This window comes from Pseudomonas pergaminensis, assembly GCF_024112395.2.
Lineage (GTDB): Bacteria > Pseudomonadota > Gammaproteobacteria > Pseudomonadales > Pseudomonadaceae > Aquipseudomonas > Aquipseudomonas pergaminensis.
The window spans coordinates 3,468,237-3,487,917 of sequence record NZ_CP078013.2; the positions used below are offsets into that span (position 1 = coordinate 3,468,237).

Here is a 19,681-nt window from a genome sequence, read left to right on the forward strand (position 1 = left end):
GGGCGAGGAAGTCACCAAAGATGAGGGGGGAGCCGAGTAGCTTCATGGGGGCATCAGTCTCTGACGGCTTAGGCTTGCGTGAGCACAAGTCCATATTCTTGTATGCGTAAATCGATTCTACACAGCGTAACAGTGTTTGTCCGTAGTCTTATCAAATCCCCATTGCCCTGGCAGGCGCAAGAGGTTTGTTGCACAGGTAGATGCCCAGCAGGATCACCGCCCCGCCAATCAGCATGGGCAGGGTCAATTGCTCGCCCAGCAGCAAGGCGCCACAGATCACCGCCGTGAGCGGGTTGAGCGCGATAAAGACCCCGGAGCGCGTCGCGCCGATACGCCGGATGCCATCGTAATAGCCGATATAGGCCAGTGCCGAACCCAGTACGCCCAGGTACATAAGGCTCAGTGCCTGGGGCCAATGCAGGCTGCCGATAGCCTCCAGGCTGAACCGGCCCATGCCCAGCGTGGTGAGGAAGAGCATCAGGGTGCCCAGTAGTATGGACCAGGTGACCGTCTGCAGCGGGCCAAGGCTCTGGTTCAAACCTCGGGAAAACAGCGAGTAGACGCCCCACCCTGCTACGCACCCGAAGATCAGCACGTCCCCACGCCAAGCGTTGGCTTGTGCGTTCAATACCTGTGGGTTACGGCTGACGATCACCGTGGCTGCGCCCGCCAAGCACACTGCAATGCCCATGATTTTGCTGGCTCCCAGGCGCTCCTTGAACAGCCACCAGGACGCCAGGCCGATCACTGCCGGGTTCAACGCCACAATCAATGAGGCCCGCGACGCGTTGATGTAATGCAACCCATAGAAGAAACACAGGTTGTAGAAAAAGATGCCGAAAAAACCCAGCACCGCCAACTGCCCCATCTGCCGCAGGTTTGGACGCGACAAGGGTATGCGCGCAAGTCCCATGAACCCCAGCAAGGCCAGGCTCGCCAGCCCAAACCGCAGGCTGGCCGCCAGCAACGGGTCGAGTGCCCCGCTCAAAAAGCGACCGGCTACGAACGTGCCGCCCCAGATCATGGTGACAGTGGCCAACTTTATGTAAGTGATGCGATCCGACGAAGAATGCACGGGCAGAGGCTCTAGTGGCTTGAGGGCTTTGGCATTCTTCTGGTAATACAGCGTCATCGTAAAATGAGTGATTACTCATGACCCTGACCCAATTGGAAATATTCTCACTGGTTGCCGAACTGCAAGGCTTTACCAGCGCCGCCCACCGCCTCGGGATCAGCCAATCGGCGGTCTCCCATGCGATCAAAGGCCTCGAGCAGGAACTGGGGGTGGCACTGTTCCGCCGCCACCAGGCCCAGGTGGAGCTCAGTGATATTGGCAAGCAGTTGCTGGGACGCGCCCGGGCAATGCTGGGGTTGGCCAATACCCTGCAACAGGAAGCGGCGGATGCGCGCGGCATGAAACGCGGGACCCTGCGCATCGGTTCGTTCGGCCCAACCTCTTCGACCTACCTGCTGCCAAAGATCCTCAACCGGTTTCGCCTGGAGTACCCAGGCATCGAAGTGCACGTCGACGAAGGGCCCGACAGACAAGTGATCCAATGGCTTGATGAACGCCGGATTGATATTGGTTTTGTAGTGCTGGACCAGGAGCGCTTCGACACCTTTGCGTTGTTCGAAGACCAGATGGTGGCGCTGCTGCCGGTCAATCACCGGCTGGCAGCCCAGGAACAGGTGAGCCTCAAGGACCTGTGCAGCGACCCTTTCGCGTTGACAGAGGCGGGCTCCACTGAGCTGGTGGTGCGCCTGTTCAACGAGGCGCGGCTGACGCCGAATGTGCGATATCGCTGCTCACAATTGCTCAGTACCCTGGAAACCGTAAGCCGCGCAGAGGCCGTCAGCGTGGTGGCACAGGCTTCATTGCCGACCGCGGCCGATTCGCGGTACGTGCAGCGCGCGCTGTCGCCCCGTGTGCCGCGTCGGGTCGGCCTGGCGGTACTGGATCGGCGTCAATCTTCGCCGGCGGCGCTGGCTTTTATCCGTATTGCACAAGGGCTTGAGTGGTAACCGTGCAGGCTCGGCGAGCTTATTTTGTCCCAGCCAACTATCATCGACTGAATCTGATCCCTGCAACAGGCCGTGCCCTTCATGCCCCTGACCGTCAACGGCCCGCGTAAACGCGCCACTCGTTACTTGATTACGTCGCTCAGCGCGTTGTTGCCGATCGCGCTCGGGGTGGTCATTCTGCATTGGCAGGCTGAACGCACACTGGAACAAAGCACGGCGCAGACCGCCCAGGAGGCGGTGCGCCAATTCGACCTGATGCTCGACAACACCGCCCTCGCCGCCCAGGCCTTGCTGCCGCTGGCGGGGCAGCCCTGTGATAACGGTGCACAATTGGCCCTGCGCGAACAAGTCACGCGGCGGCCGTTCGTGCGTGCGACCACCTTGTCCTGGCAGAAAAACATCTACTGCAGCTCACTGTTTGGCAGCAACTACGAATCACCGGTCAACCCGGACGACTACGTGGATGGTCGCTTATGGTTGATGAACGGCAACCCGGTAACGCCCGATACCGCGCTGCTGGTTTACCGGCTGGTGGACGGTGACAAGGCCGCCTTTGCGTCGATTGATGGTTACCACCTGACCAACGCCCTGCGCCTGATCAGCCGTTATGCCCACCTGGTATTGCAAGTGGGTCCGAACTGGCTAAGCGGCGACGGCAAGGTGCGTGACACCGCCGTGCCGGTGTTTGCCGTGGCCCATCACCAGCTAGCCTCCGAACGCTATCACTACAGTGTCGAGGCCGGCATGCCGGCCGGCGAGGTGTGGCGCTACATGCAGGCCCGATACCCGGCGCTGTTCAGCCTGGTGCTGTTCTTTGGCGTGCTGGCAGGCGTGCTTGCGCATTGGCTGCAGAAGCGCTCTTCGGCACCGACCCATGAGCTTCAGCGCGCGCTTGGCGCCAATGAATTTATTCCGTATTTCCAGCCAGTCGTGCGAGGTGACACCCGCGAGTGGGCGGGATGCGAAGTACTGATGCGCTGGCAACATCCCAAGGAGGGCCTGGTGCGCCCCGACTTGTTTATCCCCCTGGCCGAACATTCCGGCCTTATTGTGCCGATGACCCGGGCGCTGCTGCGCCAGACCGCTGCGCAACTGGCGCCGCATGCGGCGCGTTTCAGCCCTGGCTTCCACATCGGCGTGAACATCACCGCACGGCACTGCCAGGATCTGGCGTTGGTAGATGACTGCCGGGAGTTTCTTGCCGCCTTTGCCGTGGGCCAGGTGACCCTGGTGCTGGAGTTGACCGAACGCGAGCTGATCGAGCCTACGGATATCACCCGCCGCCTGTTCGACGCCTTGCATCAGCTGGGGGTGATGATTGCCATTGATGACTTTGGTACTGGCCATTCCAGCCTGGGCTACTTGCGTAACTTCAATGTGGACTATTTGAAGATCGACCAGAGTTTTGTCGCCATGATCGGTGCCGACGCACTATCACGGCATATTCTGGACAGCATCATAGAACTGTCCGGCAAGCTCGACTTGGGCATCGTTGCCGAAGGTGTGGAAACCGCTGAACAGTGTGAATACCTGGCCGCACAAGGCGTGGATTTTCTCCAGGGCTACCTCTTCGGAAAGCCTCTACCCTGTGATGAATTTATTAAATCACTGGCCAGCCATTGAATAGCCACGCACTACCTGTGTGGAAAGAATGTTATTTAGACAAAAGACATGATTTACTCGTAGCGCATTAACTACTACAATTTTTCCTGCCTGTGCAGAACTCGCGAGACGACTTCTTTTCTGGGTCGCCTTAAAGCGCTTGGCTTATAGCTTTGTCTGCAGTTGATATCAGCCAAATACACTATTGGAGTACAGATTTTGTCCAGACTCGCCGAATTTCGCGCAGCAGAAAAAGCCCTTCAAGAGCAGCTTGCCCAGCTGGAATCCCTGAAGAACGACGCCGGCCTGAAGAAAGAAATCGAATTCGAAGAAAAGCTTCAAGCCCTGATGAAGACCTATGGCAAAGGCCTGCGCGACATCATTTCCATTCTTGACCCCAACCCGGGCAAGTCCAGCGCCGCTGCCGCTACCGCACCAAAACAGCGCCGTGCACGCGTGGTCAAGGTTTACCAGAACCCGCACACCGGCGAGCTGATCGAAACCAAAGGCGGCAACCATCGCGGCCTCAAGGCCTGGAAAGAACAGTACGGCGCCGCCACTGTAGACTCCTGGCTTCGCGGCTGATTGCATCGCACTAATAAAGAGCCCCGCTTATGCGGGGCTTTTTTATTCAAGGGTTCGAAATCGAACTAAAATAACGTTTCATTATGTTCAAAACCGACGCGCACGCCACACTTAAAGTTTCAGGCTGTCGCGCACTGAACTGACTTCGTCCTTGCTGGCTTCGTAAGCATCAGCCTGGCCTGCGTATGAAAAAACATAAGCCTTATCGGCATCCACCGCGCCCACCAATGTTTGCGAAATTACGTGGCGCCCGTTTTCGGTAATCACGCAAGTAGTTTCCAGCGCGTCAAGACGGCTCAGTGTTGTAGGGTGCATCTTGCTGCACACACTTTGATAACCGCCCTGGGCAAAATCTTTCTGGATCGACTTGCGCATCTCCAGCAATACCCCCTGCAGATTAACCTTATGCCCCGCTTCAATCGGTGTGCCGGTCAATTCGATAACCATCAAGGTCGCGCCGTTTTCATCATTCTTGATCGCCCGCTGCCGAGACACCGGCTGTGGTGTTACCGGCGCCTTGTCGTCGGGCACGACTTCCTCGACTTGCCAACCGCTGGGCCAATGGATTTCGGGGTCGGCCGCCATCAACAAGGGGCTGGCCAACAACAGACACACCTTACTCAACAGCCGTTTGCGAAGTTCAATCATCACGAAAAACACCCAAGGTCCAAGCATTAAAGTTTGGCCCCCGGTCGCCCTGTGTCGCAAGGCCTGCGTGGGCTTTTTCATTTGGCGCATGGGGCGAGCCTTGCGTATCATGGTCCGGCTGCACGGATGCCAGCCGCAAGCCAAGGAACCGCTCACATCTTAGAGCCGCGTTTGCCCCATTTTTTCTGGAGGGCCCATGAGCCTGCACGAACTGAACACTTTCCCGGGCGTCACTGCCCAACCTGACACCGCCACCGCCAACTTCGTGTTCAACCACACCATGCTGCGGGTCAAGGACATCACCAAATCGCTGGACTTCTACACGCGCGTCCTGGGCTTTTCGCTGGTCGAAAAACGTGATTTCCCAGAAGCTGAATTCAGCCTGTACTTCCTGGCCCTGGTGGACAAATCCCAGATTCCCGCTGACGCCGCCGAACGGACCCAATGGATGAAGTCGATCCCAGGCATCCTGGAACTGACCCACAACCACGGCACCGAAAACGACGCCGACTTTGCCTACCACAACGGCAATACCGACCCGCGTGGCTTTGGCCACATCTGCATCTCCGTGCCGGATGTCGTCGCAGCCTGTGAACGTTTCGAAGCCTTGGGCTGTGATTTCCAGAAGCGCCTGACCGACGGCCGCATGAAGAGCCTGGCCTTCATCAAGGACCCGGATGCGTACTGGGTCGAGATAATCCAGCCCGCACCGCTGTAACGAAAAAAGCCCCATGATCACTCATGGGGCTTTTTCATTTCCGGGGCCCTGGGTTTAGGCCGGGGCGGAGGTACGGATCAAGTGATCGAAAGCACTCAGGGAGGCCTTGGCGCCCTCGCCCACCGCGATCACGATCTGCTTGTACGGCACTGTCGTGACGTCACCGGCGGCAAACACGCCTGGCAGTGATGTCTCGCCACGCGCATCGACAATGATCTCGCCGCGCGGTGTCAGCTCCACGGTACCTTTTAGCCAGTCGGTGTTAGGCAGCAAGCCGATCTGCACAAAGATGCCTTCCAGGTCGAGGGTCTTGAACTCGCCACTGTCGCGGTCCTTGTACGCCAGGCCAGTGACTTTCTGGCCATCGCCTTTCACTTCGCTGGTCAGCGCGCTGGTGATCACGTCAACGTTCGGCAGGCTGTAGAGCTTGCGCTGCAACACGGCGTCGGCGCGCAATTTGCTGTCGAACTCGAGCAAGGTAACGTGGCTGACGATACCAGCCAGGTCGATGGCCGCCTCAACGCCGGAGTTACCGCCGCCGATCACCGCGACACGCTTGCCTTTGAACAACGGACCGTCGCAGTGCGGGCAGAAGCACACGCCCTTGGCCTTGTATTCCTGCTCGCCCGGCACACCCATTTCTCTCCAGCGGGCGCCGGTAGCCAGGATCACAGTCTTGGACTTGAGGGTCGCACCGCTTTCGAAGCGAATTTCGTGCAGGTCACCGGTGTTTTTCGCCGGGATCAGGCTGCTGGCGCGCTGCAGGTTCATGATGTCCACGTCGTACTGGCGTACGTGGGCTTCCAGGGCGCTGGCCAGTTTCGGGCCTTCGGTTTCCTGAACCGAGATAAAGTTCTCAATGGACATGGTGTCCAGCACTTGCCCACCGAAACGCTCGGCAGCGACACCGGTACGGATACCTTTACGTGCCGCGTAGATCGCCGCCGCCGAACCGGCTGGGCCACCGCCGACGACGAGGACATCAAAGGCGTCCTTGGCGCTGATTTTCTCGGCGGCTTTTTCGATACCGCTGGTGTCGAGCTTGGCGAGGATTTCTTCCAGGCCCATGCGGCCCTGGCCGAAGTTCACACCATTGAGGTACACGCTTGGCACCGCCATGATCTGGCGTTCGTCGACTTCAGCCTGGAACAGCGCGCCGTCGATGGCGACGTGGCGGATGTTCGGGTTGAGCACGGCCATCAGGTTCAGCGCCTGGACCACGTCCGGGCAGTTCTGGCAGGACAGCGAGAAGTAGGTCTCGAAGCTGAACTCGCCTTTGAGGGCGCGAATCTGTTCAATCACTTCGACACTGGCCTTCGACGGGTGGCCACCGACTTGCAGGAGGGCCAGCACCAGCGAAGTGAATTCATGGCCCATCGGGATGCCGGCAAAACGCAGGCTTATATCGGCACCCGGGCGATTGATGGAGAACGAAGGCTTGCGCGCATCATCGCCATCGGTTTTCAGGGTAATCAGCGTAGTGAGGCTGACAACGTCCTGCAAAAGGGCAAGCATTTCCTGGGATTTCGCACCGTCGTCGAGGGAGGCGACGATCTCGATCGGCTGGGTGACCCGTTCCAGGTATGACTTCAACTGAGCTTTAAGATTGGCGTCCAACATACGGGCGATTTCCTATTAATTCGGTTTATTGCAGACAAAAAAACGCCCGAGCGAATCTCGCCCGGGCGTTTTTGGGGGCGGATGCAGCTTACTTAAGTGCGGATTTCCGCCCTTGAGACTTCACAGACTTAGATCTTGCCGACCAGGTCCAGGGACGGAGCCAGGGTGGCTTCGCCTTCTTTCCACTTGGCTGGGCACACTTCGCCTGGGTGGGCAGCGACGTATTGAGCGGCCTTGATTTTGCGCAGCAGCTCGGAAGCGTCACGGCCAACACCGCCGTCGTTCAGTTCAACGATCTTGATCTGACCTTCTGGGTTGATCACGAAAGTACCGCGGTCAGCCAGGCCAGCTTCTTCGATCAGTACGTCGAAGTTGCGGGAGATGGTCAGGGTTGGGTCGCCGATCATGGTGTACTGGATCTTGCCGATGGCTGGCGAAGTGTTGTGCCAGGCAGCGTGGGCAAAGTGAGTGTCGGTGGAAACGCTGTAGATTTCGACGCCCAGTTTCTGGAATTCGGCGTAGTTGTCAGCCAGGTCTTCCAGCTCGGTTGGGCAAACGAAGGTGAAGTCGGCTGGGTAGAAGAACACAACGGACCACTTGCCTTTCAGGTCAGCGTCGGACACATCTACGAAGTTGCCGTTTTTGTAGGCGGTAGCTTTGAACGGTTTTACTTGGCTGTTGATGATAGGCATCGTTGACTCTCCGTCAGGTTTGTAAAAGGGGTGAAGAAGTTGATGAGGTGAATCCTACCCACTCTCTCGGCCGATGGCTCATTGGCAAACCTCATGCTGACGATTGGTTTTCCCTATCAGGTGACTGTATTAATAGAAGAAATCTCAAAGCAGCGGCTGGGTTGCCAAGGTCATGCCCAGAAAGGGCGTCGCTTCAACATAGCGCATGGCAGATTTCATGTCGCTCCAGCCGACGTAACTCATTAACGACTTGATATCCCAGCCGCTGCGATGGGCCCAGGTGGCAAAGCCGCGACGCAGTGAGTGGCTGGTGTATTGCTCGGCGGGTATGCCGGCGCGCTCCAGCGCCTGGCGCAGCAGCGGGATGACGCTGTTGGGGTGCAGGCCCTCCTCCCCCAGATTGCCCCAGCGATCAACGCCACGAAACACCGGGCCGCGCACCAGCGCCGAGGCGCTGAGCCATTCGCTGTAGGCCTGTACCGGGCACAGGCGCAGCAATGCCGGGGAGTGGTAGGTCTTGCCGAGGTTGTCGCGGTCGCCTTTGCTGCGTGGCAGGTACAGGCTGATACCGGCACCGGGCGTCGCCTCCACCTGTTCGATCTCGAGGCGGCACAGCTCATCGCTGCGAAAGCCGCGCCAGAAACCCAACAGGATCAAAGCCGTGTCGCGCTTGGCGCGCAGCAGCCGAGCCTGATCCTGTGCCTGCGCCGCCTCTTTCGCCTCTCTCTCAAGAGACGTCACCACTTGCTCCAGATGCTTGAGCTGCAAAGGCTCGGCCTGCTTCTCCTGGGCCGGGTGCACAGCACGAATACCCTTGAGCACCTTGCGCACCACCGGCGCCTTGGTCGGGTCGGGAAACCCCTGGCTCGTGTGCCACTGCGCCAACGCCGAGAGCCGCAGCTTCAAGGTGTTCACGGCCAGCACCCCGGCGTGAGCAACCAGGTACCGCGCCACGCTGTCGCTGGTCGCGGGCAGGAACCCGCCCCAACTCACTTCGAAGTGCTCGATGGCTGCGCGATAGCTACGCCGGGTGTTATCGCGGGTGGCGGCATTGAGGTAACGGTCCAGATCGCTCATGGGAGGCCTATTCGTACTGCTGGCAGGTGCTTTCGCGGATTAAACGCGTATGACACGGGATAATACGCCAATATCCCATCTGTTAAATGATGAATTTAAACAGGTTTTTATTCGTGTTACAGTACGTATATACATACCACGTACCACACTACGAAATCGACGGAGACCCCATGGCTCGCGGCGGCATCAATAAAGCAGTAGTTCAAACGGCACGCCTGGCGATCCTCGCCCGTGGCGAAAACCCCAGCATCGACGCTGTACGCATCGAAATGGGCAACACCGGTTCAAAAACCACGATTCACCGCTATTTGAAGGAGCTGGACGACAGCGAAACCCGCGCCACCATCACTGAGGCGCCCATCGACGATGAGCTCGGCGAACTGGTCGCACGCCTGGCACAGCGCTTGAAAGACAAGGCCCAAGAGCCAATCGACCTGGCCCTGGCACAGTTCGAACAGCAAAAAGCCGCCCTGCTCGCCCAGATAGAGGCGCTTGAAGACGCTCATGGCCAGCTCAAGCAACAGTTTGATATCCAGGCCGCAGCCCTGGCTGAAGAAAGCGCCGCTCTGCAAACCGCCAGCACCAGCCTGCAGGCCGAGCAAACCCGTAACGCCGGGCTGAGCCAGGCATGCAGCGATTACGAATTACGGATCAACGACAAGGACGAACAGATTCGTTCGCTGGAAGAAAAGCACTTGCACGCCCGGGAGGCCCTGGAGCACTACCGTACAGCGATCAAGGAGCAGCGCGAGCAGGAACAGCGCCGCCACGAAGGCCAGTTGCAGCAGGTCCAGGCCGAATTGCGCCAGGCACAACAAAGCGCCATGGTGCGTCAGGATGAGATCACCCAACTGCATCGCGACAATGAGCGCCTGTTGATCGAGCATCGGGTGACAGCGAAGGAGTTGGCCGCCTTGCAGGAACAGTCCCGCAAGGATCAGGCCCAGCAACTCAAGCTGAGCGAACAGGTCGGTCTGATAGACAGCGAGCGCACCTTGCTTCAGGAACGCCTACGGGTGGCCGTGCTGGAAAGCCAGTCACGCCAGGAAGCACTGACCGAACACCAGCGCAACAACAAGAACCTGGAACTGCAGTTGATCAAGGCCCAGGCCAGTATCGAGGCATTGCGTCTGGCGGCCGCCGTTGCAACGGCCCCAGAGGCAAGCCCCAACGGCTGATCAGCCTGCCACGGGCGTGCGCATGGTGACGAACTCTTCCGCCGCCGTGGGGTGCACGCCGATGGTTTCATCGAAATGCTGCTTGGTCGCGCCCGCCTTGAGCGCGATCGCCAGGCCTTGCACGATTTCACCTGCGTCCGGCCCCACCATGTGGCAACCCAGCACTTTGTCGGTGTCGGCGTCGACCACCAGCTTCATCAGGGTTTTTTCCTGGCACTCGGTCAGCGTCAGCTTCATTGGCCGGAAACGGCTCTCAAAGATCTGCACCCGGTGGCCCTTCTCTTTCGCGTCTTCCTCGGTCAACCCCACGGTGCCGATGTTCGGCAGGCTGAACACCGCCGTCGGGATCATCGCGTAGTCCACCGGGCGATACTGTTCGGGTTTGAACAGCCGACGCGCCACGGCCATGCCTTCAGCCAGGGCAACCGGTGTCAGCTGCACACGACCGATCACATCACCGATGGCCAGGATGGATGAATCGGCGGTCTGGTACTGGTCATCCACCTCAACGAAGCCGCGCTTGTCGAGTTTGACGCCGGTGTTCTCCAATCCCAAGTTATCCAGCATCGGACGACGCCCGGTGGCATAGAATACACAGTCGGCTTCCAGCACGCGGCCGTCTTTCAACGTCGCCTTGAGGCTGCCATCGGCTTGCTTGTCGATGCGCTCGATGTCGGCATTGAATTGCAGGTCCAGGCCACGCTTGGTCAGCTCTTCCTTCAGGTGCGTGCGCACCGAGCCGTCGAAGCCGCGCAGGAACAGATCGCCGCGATACAGCAGGGTTGTCTGTGCACCCAGGCCGTGGAAGATCCCGGCGAACTCGACGGCAATATAACCACCGCCGACAACCAGCACGCGCTTAGGCAGCTCCTTGAGGAAGAATGCTTCATTGGAACTAATCGCGTGTTCACGCCCTGGAATCTCTGGAATCTGTGGCCAGCCACCCGTAGCGATCAGGATGTGCTTGGCAGTGAAACGCTCGCCATTGATCTCGACCTGATGCGGATCAACCAGGCGCGCATGGCCTTCATGCAGGGTCACACCGCTGTTGACCAGCAGGTTGCGGTAGATGCCATTGAGACGGTTGATCTCGCGGTCCTTGTTGGCGATCAGGGTGGGCCAATCAAAATTCGCCTCGCCCAGCGACCAACCAAAACCGCTGGCTTGCTCAAAGTCTTCGGCAAAATGTGCGCCGTACACCAGCAGCTTTTTCGGCACGCAACCAACGTTGACGCAGGTGCCACCCAGGTAGCGGCTTTCCGCAACGGCCACCTTGGCACCAAAGCCTGCGGCAAAACGCGCCGCACGAACACCGCCAGAACCGGCGCCAATTACATACAGGTCAAAATCGTAGGCCATTTCACTCTCCTCGGCAGGACATCAGCATACCGACTTACATGGGGCTGAAAAACGAAAAAGCCACCCGAAGGTGGCTTTTTTGGAACAGGCTGCTTACACCGTGGATCAGTAAGCCTTGCCGGTCTTGTAGAAATGCTCGTAGCAGAAGTTGGTCGCCTCGATGTAGCCTTCAGCGCCGCCGCAGTCGAAACGCTGGCCCTTGAACTTGTAGGCAATGACGCAACCGTCTTTGGCTTGCTTGAGCAAGGCGTCGGTGATCTGGATCTCGCCGCCTTTGCCTGGCTCGGTTTCTTCGATCAACTTGAAGATATCCGGGGTCAGGATGTAACGACCGATGATCGCCAGGTTCGAAGGTGCGTCTTCCGGTGCCGGTTTTTCAACCATGTCACGTACGCGGATCAGGCCATCACCAATGTCGTCACCGGCAATAACGCCGTACTTGTTGGTTTCGGTCGGGTTCACTTCCATCACAGCAACGATGGTGCAGCGGTATTTCTGGTAGAGCTTGACCATCTGGGTCAGCACACCGTCGCCTTCCAGGTTGACACACAGGTCATCCGCCAGGACCACGGCGAACGGCTCGTCGCCGATCAGTGGGCGACCGGTCAGGATGGCGTGGCCGAGGCCTTTCATCTGGGTCTGACGGGTGTAGGAAAACGAGCACTCGTCGAGCAGTTTGCGGATACCGACCAGGTATTTTTCCTTGTCGGTGCCCTTGATCTGGTTTTCCAGCTCGTAGCTGATGTCGAAGTGGTCTTCCAGCGCGCGCTTACCGCGACCGGTCACGATGGAGATTTCGTTCAGACCGGCATCCAGTGCCTCTTCGACGCCGTACTGAATCAGTGGCTTGTTCACCACCGGCAGCATCTCTTTGGGCATGGCCTTGGTCGCTGGCAAGAAGCGAGTGCCGTAACCGGCTGCTGGGAACAAGCATTTCTTGATCATATGGGTCCTTACAAAGGGCTGTGCGTACGGAATTCGGCGCAGTCTAATCAGGCCGCAGTCACCTTACAATGGGTCCTGCTGGCGTTGCGATGTCATCATAGAGAAAAAATGTCGGCGTAAGTTCCGCTCAAGTTGCACAGCGGTTTATCAATGGCACGGCAAAAAATGCCTGCACCTCAGTATTTCCAAGGTCTGCAAGCTTTTTAACACGCTTTCGGGCCCAGAACACTGACCTGGAATAACTTGCGCGGCCCCGCGACATTTGGCGCTATCATTAGGGCCTTGAACCAAACCACGAGATACTTGATAGATGTCAGAACCAAAAGGCGTGAACGGCTACCTGATCACCAAGCGAGCGGACGGTTGGCACTTGATCAATTTCCACGGCGACAGCGTCGCAGGCGCATTCGCGACAGAAAGCCAGGCTATCGCCGTGGCTGAAGTGTTCGTGGACGAAGCAGGCCATGCGTCGAGCAAGCGGCCCAAGGGCAAGTAAGCTTCAGCGCGCTGTGCAAAAAGCCCCGATGAACGGGGCTTTTTTGTGTTTGTCTGTACGTAGATGGCAGTTCGCTATAATCTCGCCGAAACGCCCCACGACAGTGTCAGCGCCCCTCCAACACCCTTTATGATGAACACACATGAACAAGATTCTGGCACTGACTGCGGTACTGGCGATTGCCGGCTGCACCACCACCTCTGACGTCTACCTGAAAAACGGTGAACAAGGCCTGACCATCGACTGCTCGGGCGAAGCCAACTCCTGGGCCAGCTGCTACGAAAAGGCTGACGCCTCGTGTGCGGGCACTGGCTACCGAATCGTCGGCACCGAAGGCACGCCTTCGCTCAAGGAAAGTGAAAAGACCCTGGGCCAGGACGTCGGCAACTTCAAGAGCCGCAGTGTGGTGGTGGTCTGTAAGTAAGCGTTACGCCTACAGCTGAATATCGGCAAACTTGATGCCCAGCCCTCGGATGGTCTCTACCAGGTCATCCAGGCGCGGGAACGACTCGACTTCGTCCTGATCGTCGACCAGGAAAAAACTGCGACCGCCGCTTTTCTTGAAGAAGACGATCCATTCGCTCAGGTCAGCGGGGTTCTGGATGATGTGAGTGGCCGATATCTGGCCTTCGGCCTGGCGAGCCCTGACGTGTTCACGCTTCATAAAAGACTTCCCAAAAAAGACAAATGCCGCACAAACCGAGAGTTCGCGCGGCATTTTTACATATTGGGTGAGAGTTTAACGAATGCCCTGCCGTACCGGCACGTCTTCTGCTGATCGGATCGCAAAGCCGGCGCACTTTACACCAACAAAAAAGCCCGGCTCCACACATGCGGAGCCAGACTTTTTATCGGATTCGAAGTCGTTGGGTCAAACAGGCCTTGTCAGCCGGAAATACAGTCTTCGCCAGCCTTCTTCACGTCACCCGGACGGATCGGCACATTGGACATGCTCTCGTAGAGCTTAATGCTGCTACCACTGGAACGTTCATCAATTTCGAAAATCGCCGAAGGATCGGCTGAGAATTTTTGCGGTACGATTACCTGCACGCCACCTTCCTTATGCGGTTCGATCTGCGGCGGCCGGCGGGTTGCGGACAACTTTCGTACGACGCACGCAGCGTATTCCTGTGGTTTCTTCCCGGAAATGACCGTCAAGGTCGGCGGGGTCTGCTTGATATCTGCAACCGAAGCACACCCACCAATCGCCAGGGCCAGAACCAACACACTCCACTTCATACAAAACCTCCGATAAAGACCCTACGACAGCAGGAATGGTATTTTTCTCCCGCCAACGTAGGATTTATCCCTGATAACTCGGTAAATAACTGTTTTAAATTGTCGACGTCGTTGAAGACGGGCCGATAATAAACGCGCTGGGGCTGATAAACTCCATCTTAACCTACGTATCGTTCTGATTTTTCAGAAAAAGCCCTTCTGGAGACACCCTCATGAAATTTATCCACCAGCGCGAGCACCTCAACGAGGGAGACATTGTCGTCATCGAATGTTCGCAGACTTGTAATATCCGCCTGATGAGCGATGCGAATTTTCGCAGCTTCAAGAACGGTGGCCGCCACACCTACCATGGCGGCGCCTTTGACAAATTCCCGGCCAAAATCACCGCACCGAGCACCGGCTTCTGGAACATTACCCTGGATGTGGTTACACGTCGCGCCATCAGCGTGACCCGCAAACCCGCGCTGTCCCACAAGATCCGCATTGTTCGCCGTACCAGTTCCAAGCTGAGCTGACCCGAACACCCCATAGGAAATCATCGTGACCGCTACCACCAAATACGTGATCAAGTACAAGCTCAACGGCGAACGCCGCTTTGAGTTCGCCCAACTGCAGACCAATGACGTAGAAGAAGCCAAGCAAGCGCTGGCAAAGATTCACGATGCCAGTGACGAAATCACCGACATCACCGTGAGCAAGGCGCTGTAAGCCAATGCCTGGCCCCACCGCCGACCTGTTCGCCGATGATGCCTTGCAGCAACCTGCAGGGCGCGAGCAAATCAGCGAACAGTCCTACGTATTAAGGGGTTACGCCCTGCCCTGGATTGAGCGCCTTCTGCCGGAACTGCGCCAAGTGCTGGCTCAATCACCGTTTCGGCAGATGGTCACGCCCGGTGGCTTTACCATGTCGGCCGCATTAAGCAGCTGCGGCGACCTGGGCTGGACCACCGACACCTCCGGCTACCGCTACTCGCCACTCGACCCGCGCACCCAGCAGCCGTGGCCGAACATGCCGGAGGTCTTGCGCCAATTGGCTAGCGTGGCGGCGGCAGAAGCCGGCTTTGTCGACTTTGCGCCCGACGCCTGCCTGATCAACCGATATGTGCCAGGCGCAAAAATGTCCCTGCACCAGGACAAGAACGAGCGTCGCTACAGCGAACCGGTGGTGTCGGTGTCCCTCGGCTTGCCGGCGATTTTCCTGTTTGGCGGGCATGCGCGCAGTGACAAGACGCGCAAAGTCTCGCTGTTCCATGGCGACGTGGTGGTCTGGGGTGGCGTGGATCGCCTGCGCTTTCACGGCGTGATGCCGATCAAGGAAGGCGTGCACCCGATCATGGGCCCGCAACGCATCAACCTGACCTTTCGCACCGCCGGCTGATTTGACCGCAAGCTTCAGAGTGCCAGGTCTTCACGGCACGACTAATCTGGCCATGATCCGTCAAGAGTGCCGACCATGACTACCGAACTAGACCCCCGCTGGGCAGCCATCCTCGCCCGTGATCCCAAGGCTGATACGCTGTTCGTCTACGGCGTGAAGACCACCGGCGTGTACTGTCGCCCCAGCAGCGCCTCGCGCTTGCCGCGCCCGGAAAATATCGAATTTTTCGACACCCCGGCGCAGGCCGAAGCTGCGGGTTACCGCGCCAGCAAACGCGCGGCCGGTGACCAGACCCAGCTGGCAGCACAGCATGCGCAACTGGTGGCCGACGCCTGTCGCCATATCGAGCAGGCCGACACTCCGCCCAGCCTGAATGCGCTAGCGCTGCAAGCCAACCTCAGCCCCTTCCATTTTCATCGCGTGTTCAAAGCCGTTACCGGCCTGACCCCCAAGGGCTACGCCAGCGCCCATCGCTCACGCAAGGTGCGCGATAGCCTCAAGGCTTCGCACTCGGTGACCGATGCGCTGTATGACGCGGGCTTCAATTCCAACAGCCGCTTTTATGCGTCGGCCAATCAACTGCTCGGCATGACGCCCAGCGACTACAAAGCCGGTGGCACCAACAACGCGATCCTGTTCGCCGTCGGGCAGTGCTCCCTGGGTGCGATCCTGGTGGCACAAAGCGCCCGTGGCGTGTGCGCGATTCTGCTGGGGGATGACCCGGATCAGTTGGTGCGCGACCTGCAGGATCAGTTTCCCAAGGCCGAACTGGTGGGCGCCGACCAGCGATTCGAACAATTGGTGGCGCAGGTCGTGGGGTTTATCGAAGCGCCGGCGCTTGGCCTGGACCTGCCGCTGGACCTGCGCGGCACGGCGTTTCAGGAACGCGTTTGGCAAGCCTTGCGGGATATTCCACCGGGGAGCACGGCCAGCTACGCACAGATCGCCAAGCGCATCGGCGCGCCGACGTCTTTCCGTGCCGTGGCCCAGGCCTGTGGCGCCAACAGCCTGGCAGTGGCGATCCCCTGCCACCGCGTGGTGCGCAGCAATGGCGAGCTGTCGGGCTATCGCTGGGGTGTGGAACGCAAGCAGCAGTTGCTCGCCCGCGAGCAGGCGTCGAAGACCTAACGGATACCGATGTGGATCAGCGCCAGGTACGGATTGCCTCGACGTACTGCTTCTGGGTGTTCTGCAAAGCCCTCTCGCTTAGAGCTTCAGTTTGCGTTTACGAAACTCAGCGACCTTATGCCGATTGCCACACAGCGCCATGCTGCACCAGCGACGCTTGTGGGCCTTGGTCCGATCATAAAACCACAAGATGCATTCCGGGTGCTCGCAGCGGCGGATCAGATTGAAATCCCCCTCCACCACTAACGTGGCGGCAGCCTCGGCGATCGGCGCCAGGAACTGCTCCGCTGTTTGCTGCTTGCGTTGACGCTCGAGCCGGGGCGCCTCAGTGGCCGGCCAGACCAACTGCGGATGGCTGACGGCCTTGCGTAAGAAGGCGTTAAGCGCCGCAGGGTTGCCCGGTTGTTGGGCTTTACGGGCAGCAACAAGGTCGCGGATTACTTCACGCAGTTCTCGCGCAGCGCTGAGTAAAGCACCGGGTTCAAATCCTGGAATGCTGTCCTGTTCAACCCATTCCACGCGCGTCAACCAGGCGGCTACGTCAGCATCGGCTTGCCAGAAATCACACGGCACCCCGTCGATATTCGCCAGGGTATTGAGCATATCCAGCACCGGGTCATCGGCGAGGACGTAGGGTTCCGAGGGGGCGGTAGTCGGCGGGGAAACAGTCATGGTCAATCCTCTGGTGAGCGCTGGCATCGTAACCCCTATTTCGCTTGTTGGGTAGTTACACACGACAACAAGCTAACCTGAATAAATTATTTGACAGGTTACTTTTTTAAGCGCAGCTTTTGAAAACAGTAACCCTTAAATCAATCCAATCCAGTTACAGAGGCGCTCTGATCATGACCACTCCAGCTCCCATCGTTCATTACCGCCACGTCGATGTGGACGGCGTACGCCTGTTTTACCGCGAGGCTGGCGATCCGTCGGCTCCGGTCATGTTGTTGCTGCACGGCTTCCCCAGCTCTTCGCATATGTACCGTGACCTGATTCCGCTGCTGGCCACGCGTTTTCGAGTGATCGCCCCGGACTTGCCTGGCTTCGGTTTTACCGAAGTGCCGGCCGAGCGCGATTACCACTACAGCTTCGATAACCTGGCAATCACGATTGGGCATTTTGTCGATGCGCTGGAACTGAGCCGCTACGCCCTGTATGTCTTCGACTACGGCGCGCCTGTGGGTCTGCGCCTGGCCGTGGCTCACCCGGAACGGGTCAGCGCGCTGGTGTCGCAGAATGGCAATGCCTACCTGGAAGGCCTGGGGGATGCCTGGGCACCGATCCGCGCCTATTGGGCCGAGCCGAGCCAGGCCAACCGAGAGGTGATCCGCAACGCCGTGATCAGCCTGGAAGGCACGCGCTACCAGTACCTGCACGGCGTGCATCAGCCCGAGTGGGTGGCCCCGGAATCCTATATGCTCGATGTACTGCTCATGCAGCGTCCCGGCAACGATGAGATCCAGTTGGACCTGTTTCTCGACTACCGCAACAACCTGACGCTGTACCCGGCGTTCCAGGCCTTCTTCAAGGCCAGGCAAGTCCCGACACTGGTGATCTGGGGCCAGAATGATCCGTTCTTTATCCCGCCGGGTGCCCATGCCTATAAAACCGACAACCCCAACGCTGTCGTGGAACTGCTGGACACCGGCCACTTCGCCCTGGAAACCCACGCGGCGCATATCGCCGAGCGGATACACGCGGTTCTCGGTAACGCCACCCATTGATGGCACACCACGAAACCACGCTTTCGTCCAGTGAATAAAACAGACTGGCCGGGTGCCAAGGGCCCTGTTAAAACAGCGAAAAGCCTCATTAACGCTGGAGAAGCAACCCATGAGCACCTGGCCAGACACCCGCCTTCTCGACCTGCTGGGCATAGACGTGCCGATCATCCAGGCCCCCATGGCCGTCGGCACCTCCACCGCCATGGTCATTGCCGCCAACCAGGCGGGCGCGCTGGGCTCATTGCCGGCCGCGGCGCTGAGCATCGAGCAACTGCGCGACGCGCTGACCACCATCCGCCAGGCCAGCCCACGCCCGATCAACGTCAATTTCTTCTGCCACCAACCGCCCGCGCCGGATGCCGCGCGCGATCGACGCTGGAAGGCGTTGCTGGAACCCTACTACCGCGAACTGGGTGCCGACTATGACGCGCCAACCCCGGTGTCCAACCGTGAACCGTTCAACGAAGCAGCGTGCCAGGTAGTCGAAGCATTCCGCCCCGAGGTCGTCAGCTTTCACTTTGGCTTGCCGGAAAAATCCCTGCTGGACCGGGTAAAGGCCACCGGGGCCAAAGTGCTGTCTTCGGCCACTACGGTGGAAGAAGCCGTCTGGCTGGAACAGCACGGCTGCGATGCAATCATCGCCATGGGCAGTGAAGCGGGCGGGCATCGCGGCTTGTTTCTTAGCGATGACCTCAACACCCAGATCGGCTTGTTCGCCCTGCTGCCGCAAGTCGTCGATGCCGTCAGCGTACCGGTGGTTGCGGCCGGTGGGATCGGGGATGCACGCGGGATTGTCGCGGCCTTTGCCTTGGGGGCCTCGGCGGTACAGATCGGTACGGCTTACTTGTTTACGCCCGAAGCCAACGTCACTGCGTCCCACCACTACGCGCTGCGGCATGCCCAGGCCAGCGAGACCGCGTTGACCAACCTGTTCACCGGTCGCCCGGCGCGGGGCATCGTCAACCGGGTGATGCGTGAACTGGGTGCGATCAACCCTGCTGCGCCCGCCTTCCCGACCTCCGGGGGCGCACTGATCCCGCTCAAAGCCAAGGACGAAGCGGGCTTCAGCAACCTGTGGGCCGGCCAGGCACTGCGCCTGGGCAAAGACATCAGCACCTATGAACTGACACGTGAACTGGCCGAACAGGCGCTGGCCAAGTTCAACTAGAACCCTTACCCAAGGCAACTTTGCACTGTACCGGCAATGGCCAACCGCTATATATTCCCATACATAGCGGTTGAGCCTTCTACCTAGAACGAGCCGTATAGC

23 protein-coding genes are annotated in these 19,681 nt (G+C 58.9%); 13 read left to right on the plus strand and 10 right to left on the minus strand.

The features are described 5' to 3' along the window. Window positions 1–151 precede the first annotated feature (151 nt). Window positions 152–1,075 carry a DMT family transporter gene (locus KUA23_RS15605; protein WP_100492461.1) on the minus strand — a complete coding sequence of 308 codons (924 nt, stop codon included), beginning with the start codon at window positions 1,073–1,075 and terminating at the stop codon, window positions 152–154. A gap of 77 nt (window positions 1,076–1,152) precedes the next feature. On the opposite strand from KUA23_RS15605, the gene KUA23_RS15610 reads away from it, so the two are divergent. The 3 genes from KUA23_RS15610 (at window position 1,153) to KUA23_RS15620 (ending at window position 4,209) form a co-directional block, all read left to right on the plus strand. After that, window positions 1,153–2,022 carry a LysR family transcriptional regulator gene (locus KUA23_RS15610; RefSeq protein ID WP_078048528.1) on the plus strand — a complete coding sequence of 290 codons (870 nt, stop codon included), beginning with the start codon at window positions 1,153–1,155 and terminating at the stop codon, window positions 2,020–2,022. Between the two features lie 81 nt (window positions 2,023–2,103). Then, window positions 2,104–3,645: an EAL domain-containing protein gene (locus KUA23_RS15615; protein WP_078048529.1), complete on the plus strand. Its 1,542-nt coding sequence runs from the start codon at window positions 2,104–2,106 to the stop codon at window positions 3,643–3,645. A gap of 198 nt (window positions 3,646–3,843) precedes the next feature. Then, a complete protein-coding gene (locus KUA23_RS15620) occupies window positions 3,844–4,209 on the plus strand; it encodes a histone-like nucleoid-structuring protein, MvaT/MvaU family (protein ID WP_049713271.1) in 366 nt (121 codons plus the stop codon). A gap of 111 nt (window positions 4,210–4,320) precedes the next feature. Here KUA23_RS15620 and KUA23_RS15625 read toward each other — a convergent pair whose 3' ends face one another. Next, window positions 4,321–4,857 carry a DUF4946 domain-containing protein gene (locus KUA23_RS15625; RefSeq protein WP_252994286.1) on the minus strand — a complete coding sequence of 179 codons (537 nt, stop codon included), beginning with the start codon at window positions 4,855–4,857 and terminating at the stop codon, window positions 4,321–4,323. Window positions 4,858–5,053: 196 nt separating this feature from the next. Here KUA23_RS15625 and gloA point away from each other — a divergent pair, with 196 nt between their 5' ends. After that, entirely contained in the window at window positions 5,054–5,575 is a 522-nt protein-coding gene (gloA, locus tag KUA23_RS15630) for a lactoylglutathione lyase (protein ID WP_252992352.1), read from the plus strand. A gap of 54 nt (window positions 5,576–5,629) precedes the next feature. On the opposite strand, the gene ahpF is transcribed toward gloA, so the two are convergent. From ahpF to KUA23_RS15645, 3 genes are all read right to left on the minus strand, one after another. Further along, complete coding sequence (gene ahpF / locus KUA23_RS15635; RefSeq protein ID WP_078048531.1) at window positions 5,630–7,195, minus strand: alkyl hydroperoxide reductase subunit F; 1,566 nt, start codon at window positions 7,193–7,195, stop codon at window positions 5,630–5,632. Between the two features lie 128 nt (window positions 7,196–7,323). Then, window positions 7,324–7,887, minus strand: a complete 564-nt coding sequence (ahpC, locus tag KUA23_RS15640; RefSeq protein WP_010210361.1) for an alkyl hydroperoxide reductase subunit C — start codon at window positions 7,885–7,887, stop codon at window positions 7,324–7,326. Between the two features lie 144 nt (window positions 7,888–8,031). After that, on the minus strand, window positions 8,032–8,964 hold the full coding sequence (locus tag KUA23_RS15645; protein ID WP_252992353.1) for a site-specific integrase: 933 nt from the start codon (window positions 8,962–8,964) through the stop codon (window positions 8,032–8,034). Between the two features lie 170 nt (window positions 8,965–9,134). Between KUA23_RS15645 and KUA23_RS15650 the strand changes: the two genes are divergently transcribed. Further along, on the plus strand, window positions 9,135–10,142 hold the full coding sequence (locus KUA23_RS15650; RefSeq protein ID WP_078048533.1) for a DNA-binding protein: 1,008 nt from the start codon (window positions 9,135–9,137) through the stop codon (window positions 10,140–10,142). Here the strand turns inward: KUA23_RS15650 and gorA are convergent, their stop codons facing one another. Continuing rightward, the gene (gene gorA / locus KUA23_RS15655; protein ID WP_252992354.1) at window positions 10,143–11,501 is read right to left on the minus strand and encodes a glutathione-disulfide reductase; all 1,359 of its coding nucleotides are present in this window, start codon (window positions 11,499–11,501) and stop codon (window positions 10,143–10,145) included. It abuts the gene before it with no gap. A 105-nt stretch (window positions 11,502–11,606) separates the two neighbouring features. Beyond that, window positions 11,607–12,446, minus strand: a complete 840-nt coding sequence (gene galU, locus KUA23_RS15660; protein ID WP_003173830.1) for a UTP--glucose-1-phosphate uridylyltransferase GalU — start codon at window positions 12,444–12,446, stop codon at window positions 11,607–11,609. Window positions 12,447–12,756: 310 nt separating this feature from the next. Between galU and KUA23_RS15665 the strand changes: the two genes are divergently transcribed. Both KUA23_RS15665 and KUA23_RS15670 read left to right on the plus strand, forming a co-directional pair. Beyond that, on the plus strand, window positions 12,757–12,942 hold the full coding sequence (locus tag KUA23_RS15665; RefSeq protein WP_029294643.1) for a hypothetical protein: 186 nt from the start codon (window positions 12,757–12,759) through the stop codon (window positions 12,940–12,942). Between the two features lie 142 nt (window positions 12,943–13,084). Beyond that, window positions 13,085–13,366 (plus strand): hypothetical protein, encoded by a 282-nt coding sequence (locus tag KUA23_RS15670; RefSeq protein ID WP_078048535.1) that lies wholly within the window; start codon window positions 13,085–13,087, stop codon window positions 13,364–13,366. Window positions 13,367–13,375: 9 nt separating this feature from the next. Here the strand turns inward: KUA23_RS15670 and KUA23_RS15675 are convergent, their stop codons facing one another. Together KUA23_RS15675 and KUA23_RS15680 are read right to left on the minus strand one after the other, a co-directional pair. Further along, window positions 13,376–13,606 (minus strand): hypothetical protein, encoded by a 231-nt coding sequence (locus KUA23_RS15675; RefSeq protein WP_078048536.1) that lies wholly within the window; start codon window positions 13,604–13,606, stop codon window positions 13,376–13,378. A 221-nt stretch (window positions 13,607–13,827) separates the two neighbouring features. After that, complete coding sequence (locus KUA23_RS15680; RefSeq protein ID WP_078048537.1) at window positions 13,828–14,181, minus strand: hypothetical protein; 354 nt, start codon at window positions 14,179–14,181, stop codon at window positions 13,828–13,830. Between the two features lie 212 nt (window positions 14,182–14,393). On the opposite strand from KUA23_RS15680, the gene KUA23_RS15685 reads away from it, so the two are divergent. From KUA23_RS15685 to ada, 4 genes are all read left to right on the plus strand, one after another. Continuing rightward, window positions 14,394–14,696, plus strand: coding sequence for a DUF1883 domain-containing protein (locus KUA23_RS15685; protein ID WP_003191319.1), 303 nt, complete (start codon window positions 14,394–14,396; stop codon window positions 14,694–14,696). Window positions 14,697–14,721: 25 nt separating this feature from the next. Further along, complete coding sequence (locus KUA23_RS15690) at window positions 14,722–14,889, plus strand: hypothetical protein (protein WP_099492102.1); 168 nt, start codon at window positions 14,722–14,724, stop codon at window positions 14,887–14,889. Window positions 14,890–14,893: 4 nt separating this feature from the next. Then, window positions 14,894–15,559 carry a DNA oxidative demethylase AlkB gene (alkB, locus tag KUA23_RS15695; protein ID WP_252992355.1) on the plus strand — a complete coding sequence of 222 codons (666 nt, stop codon included), beginning with the start codon at window positions 14,894–14,896 and terminating at the stop codon, window positions 15,557–15,559. A 75-nt stretch (window positions 15,560–15,634) separates the two neighbouring features. Then, window positions 15,635–16,687 carry a bifunctional DNA-binding transcriptional regulator/O6-methylguanine-DNA methyltransferase Ada gene (gene ada, locus KUA23_RS15700; protein ID WP_078048539.1) on the plus strand — a complete coding sequence of 351 codons (1,053 nt, stop codon included), beginning with the start codon at window positions 15,635–15,637 and terminating at the stop codon, window positions 16,685–16,687. Window positions 16,688–16,765: 78 nt separating this feature from the next. On the opposite strand, the gene KUA23_RS15705 is transcribed toward ada, so the two are convergent. Next, on the minus strand, window positions 16,766–17,359 hold the full coding sequence (locus tag KUA23_RS15705) for a CGNR zinc finger domain-containing protein (RefSeq protein WP_252992356.1): 594 nt from the start codon (window positions 17,357–17,359) through the stop codon (window positions 16,766–16,768). Window positions 17,360–17,532: 173 nt separating this feature from the next. Here KUA23_RS15705 and KUA23_RS15710 point away from each other — a divergent pair, with 173 nt between their 5' ends. Continuing rightward, entirely contained in the window at window positions 17,533–18,411 is an 879-nt protein-coding gene (locus KUA23_RS15710; protein WP_252992357.1) for an alpha/beta fold hydrolase, read from the plus strand. A gap of 109 nt (window positions 18,412–18,520) precedes the next feature. Beyond that, on the plus strand, window positions 18,521–19,579 hold the full coding sequence (locus KUA23_RS15715; RefSeq protein ID WP_252992358.1) for an NAD(P)H-dependent flavin oxidoreductase: 1,059 nt from the start codon (window positions 18,521–18,523) through the stop codon (window positions 19,577–19,579). The last annotated feature ends 102 nt before the right edge of the window (window positions 19,580–19,681 follow it).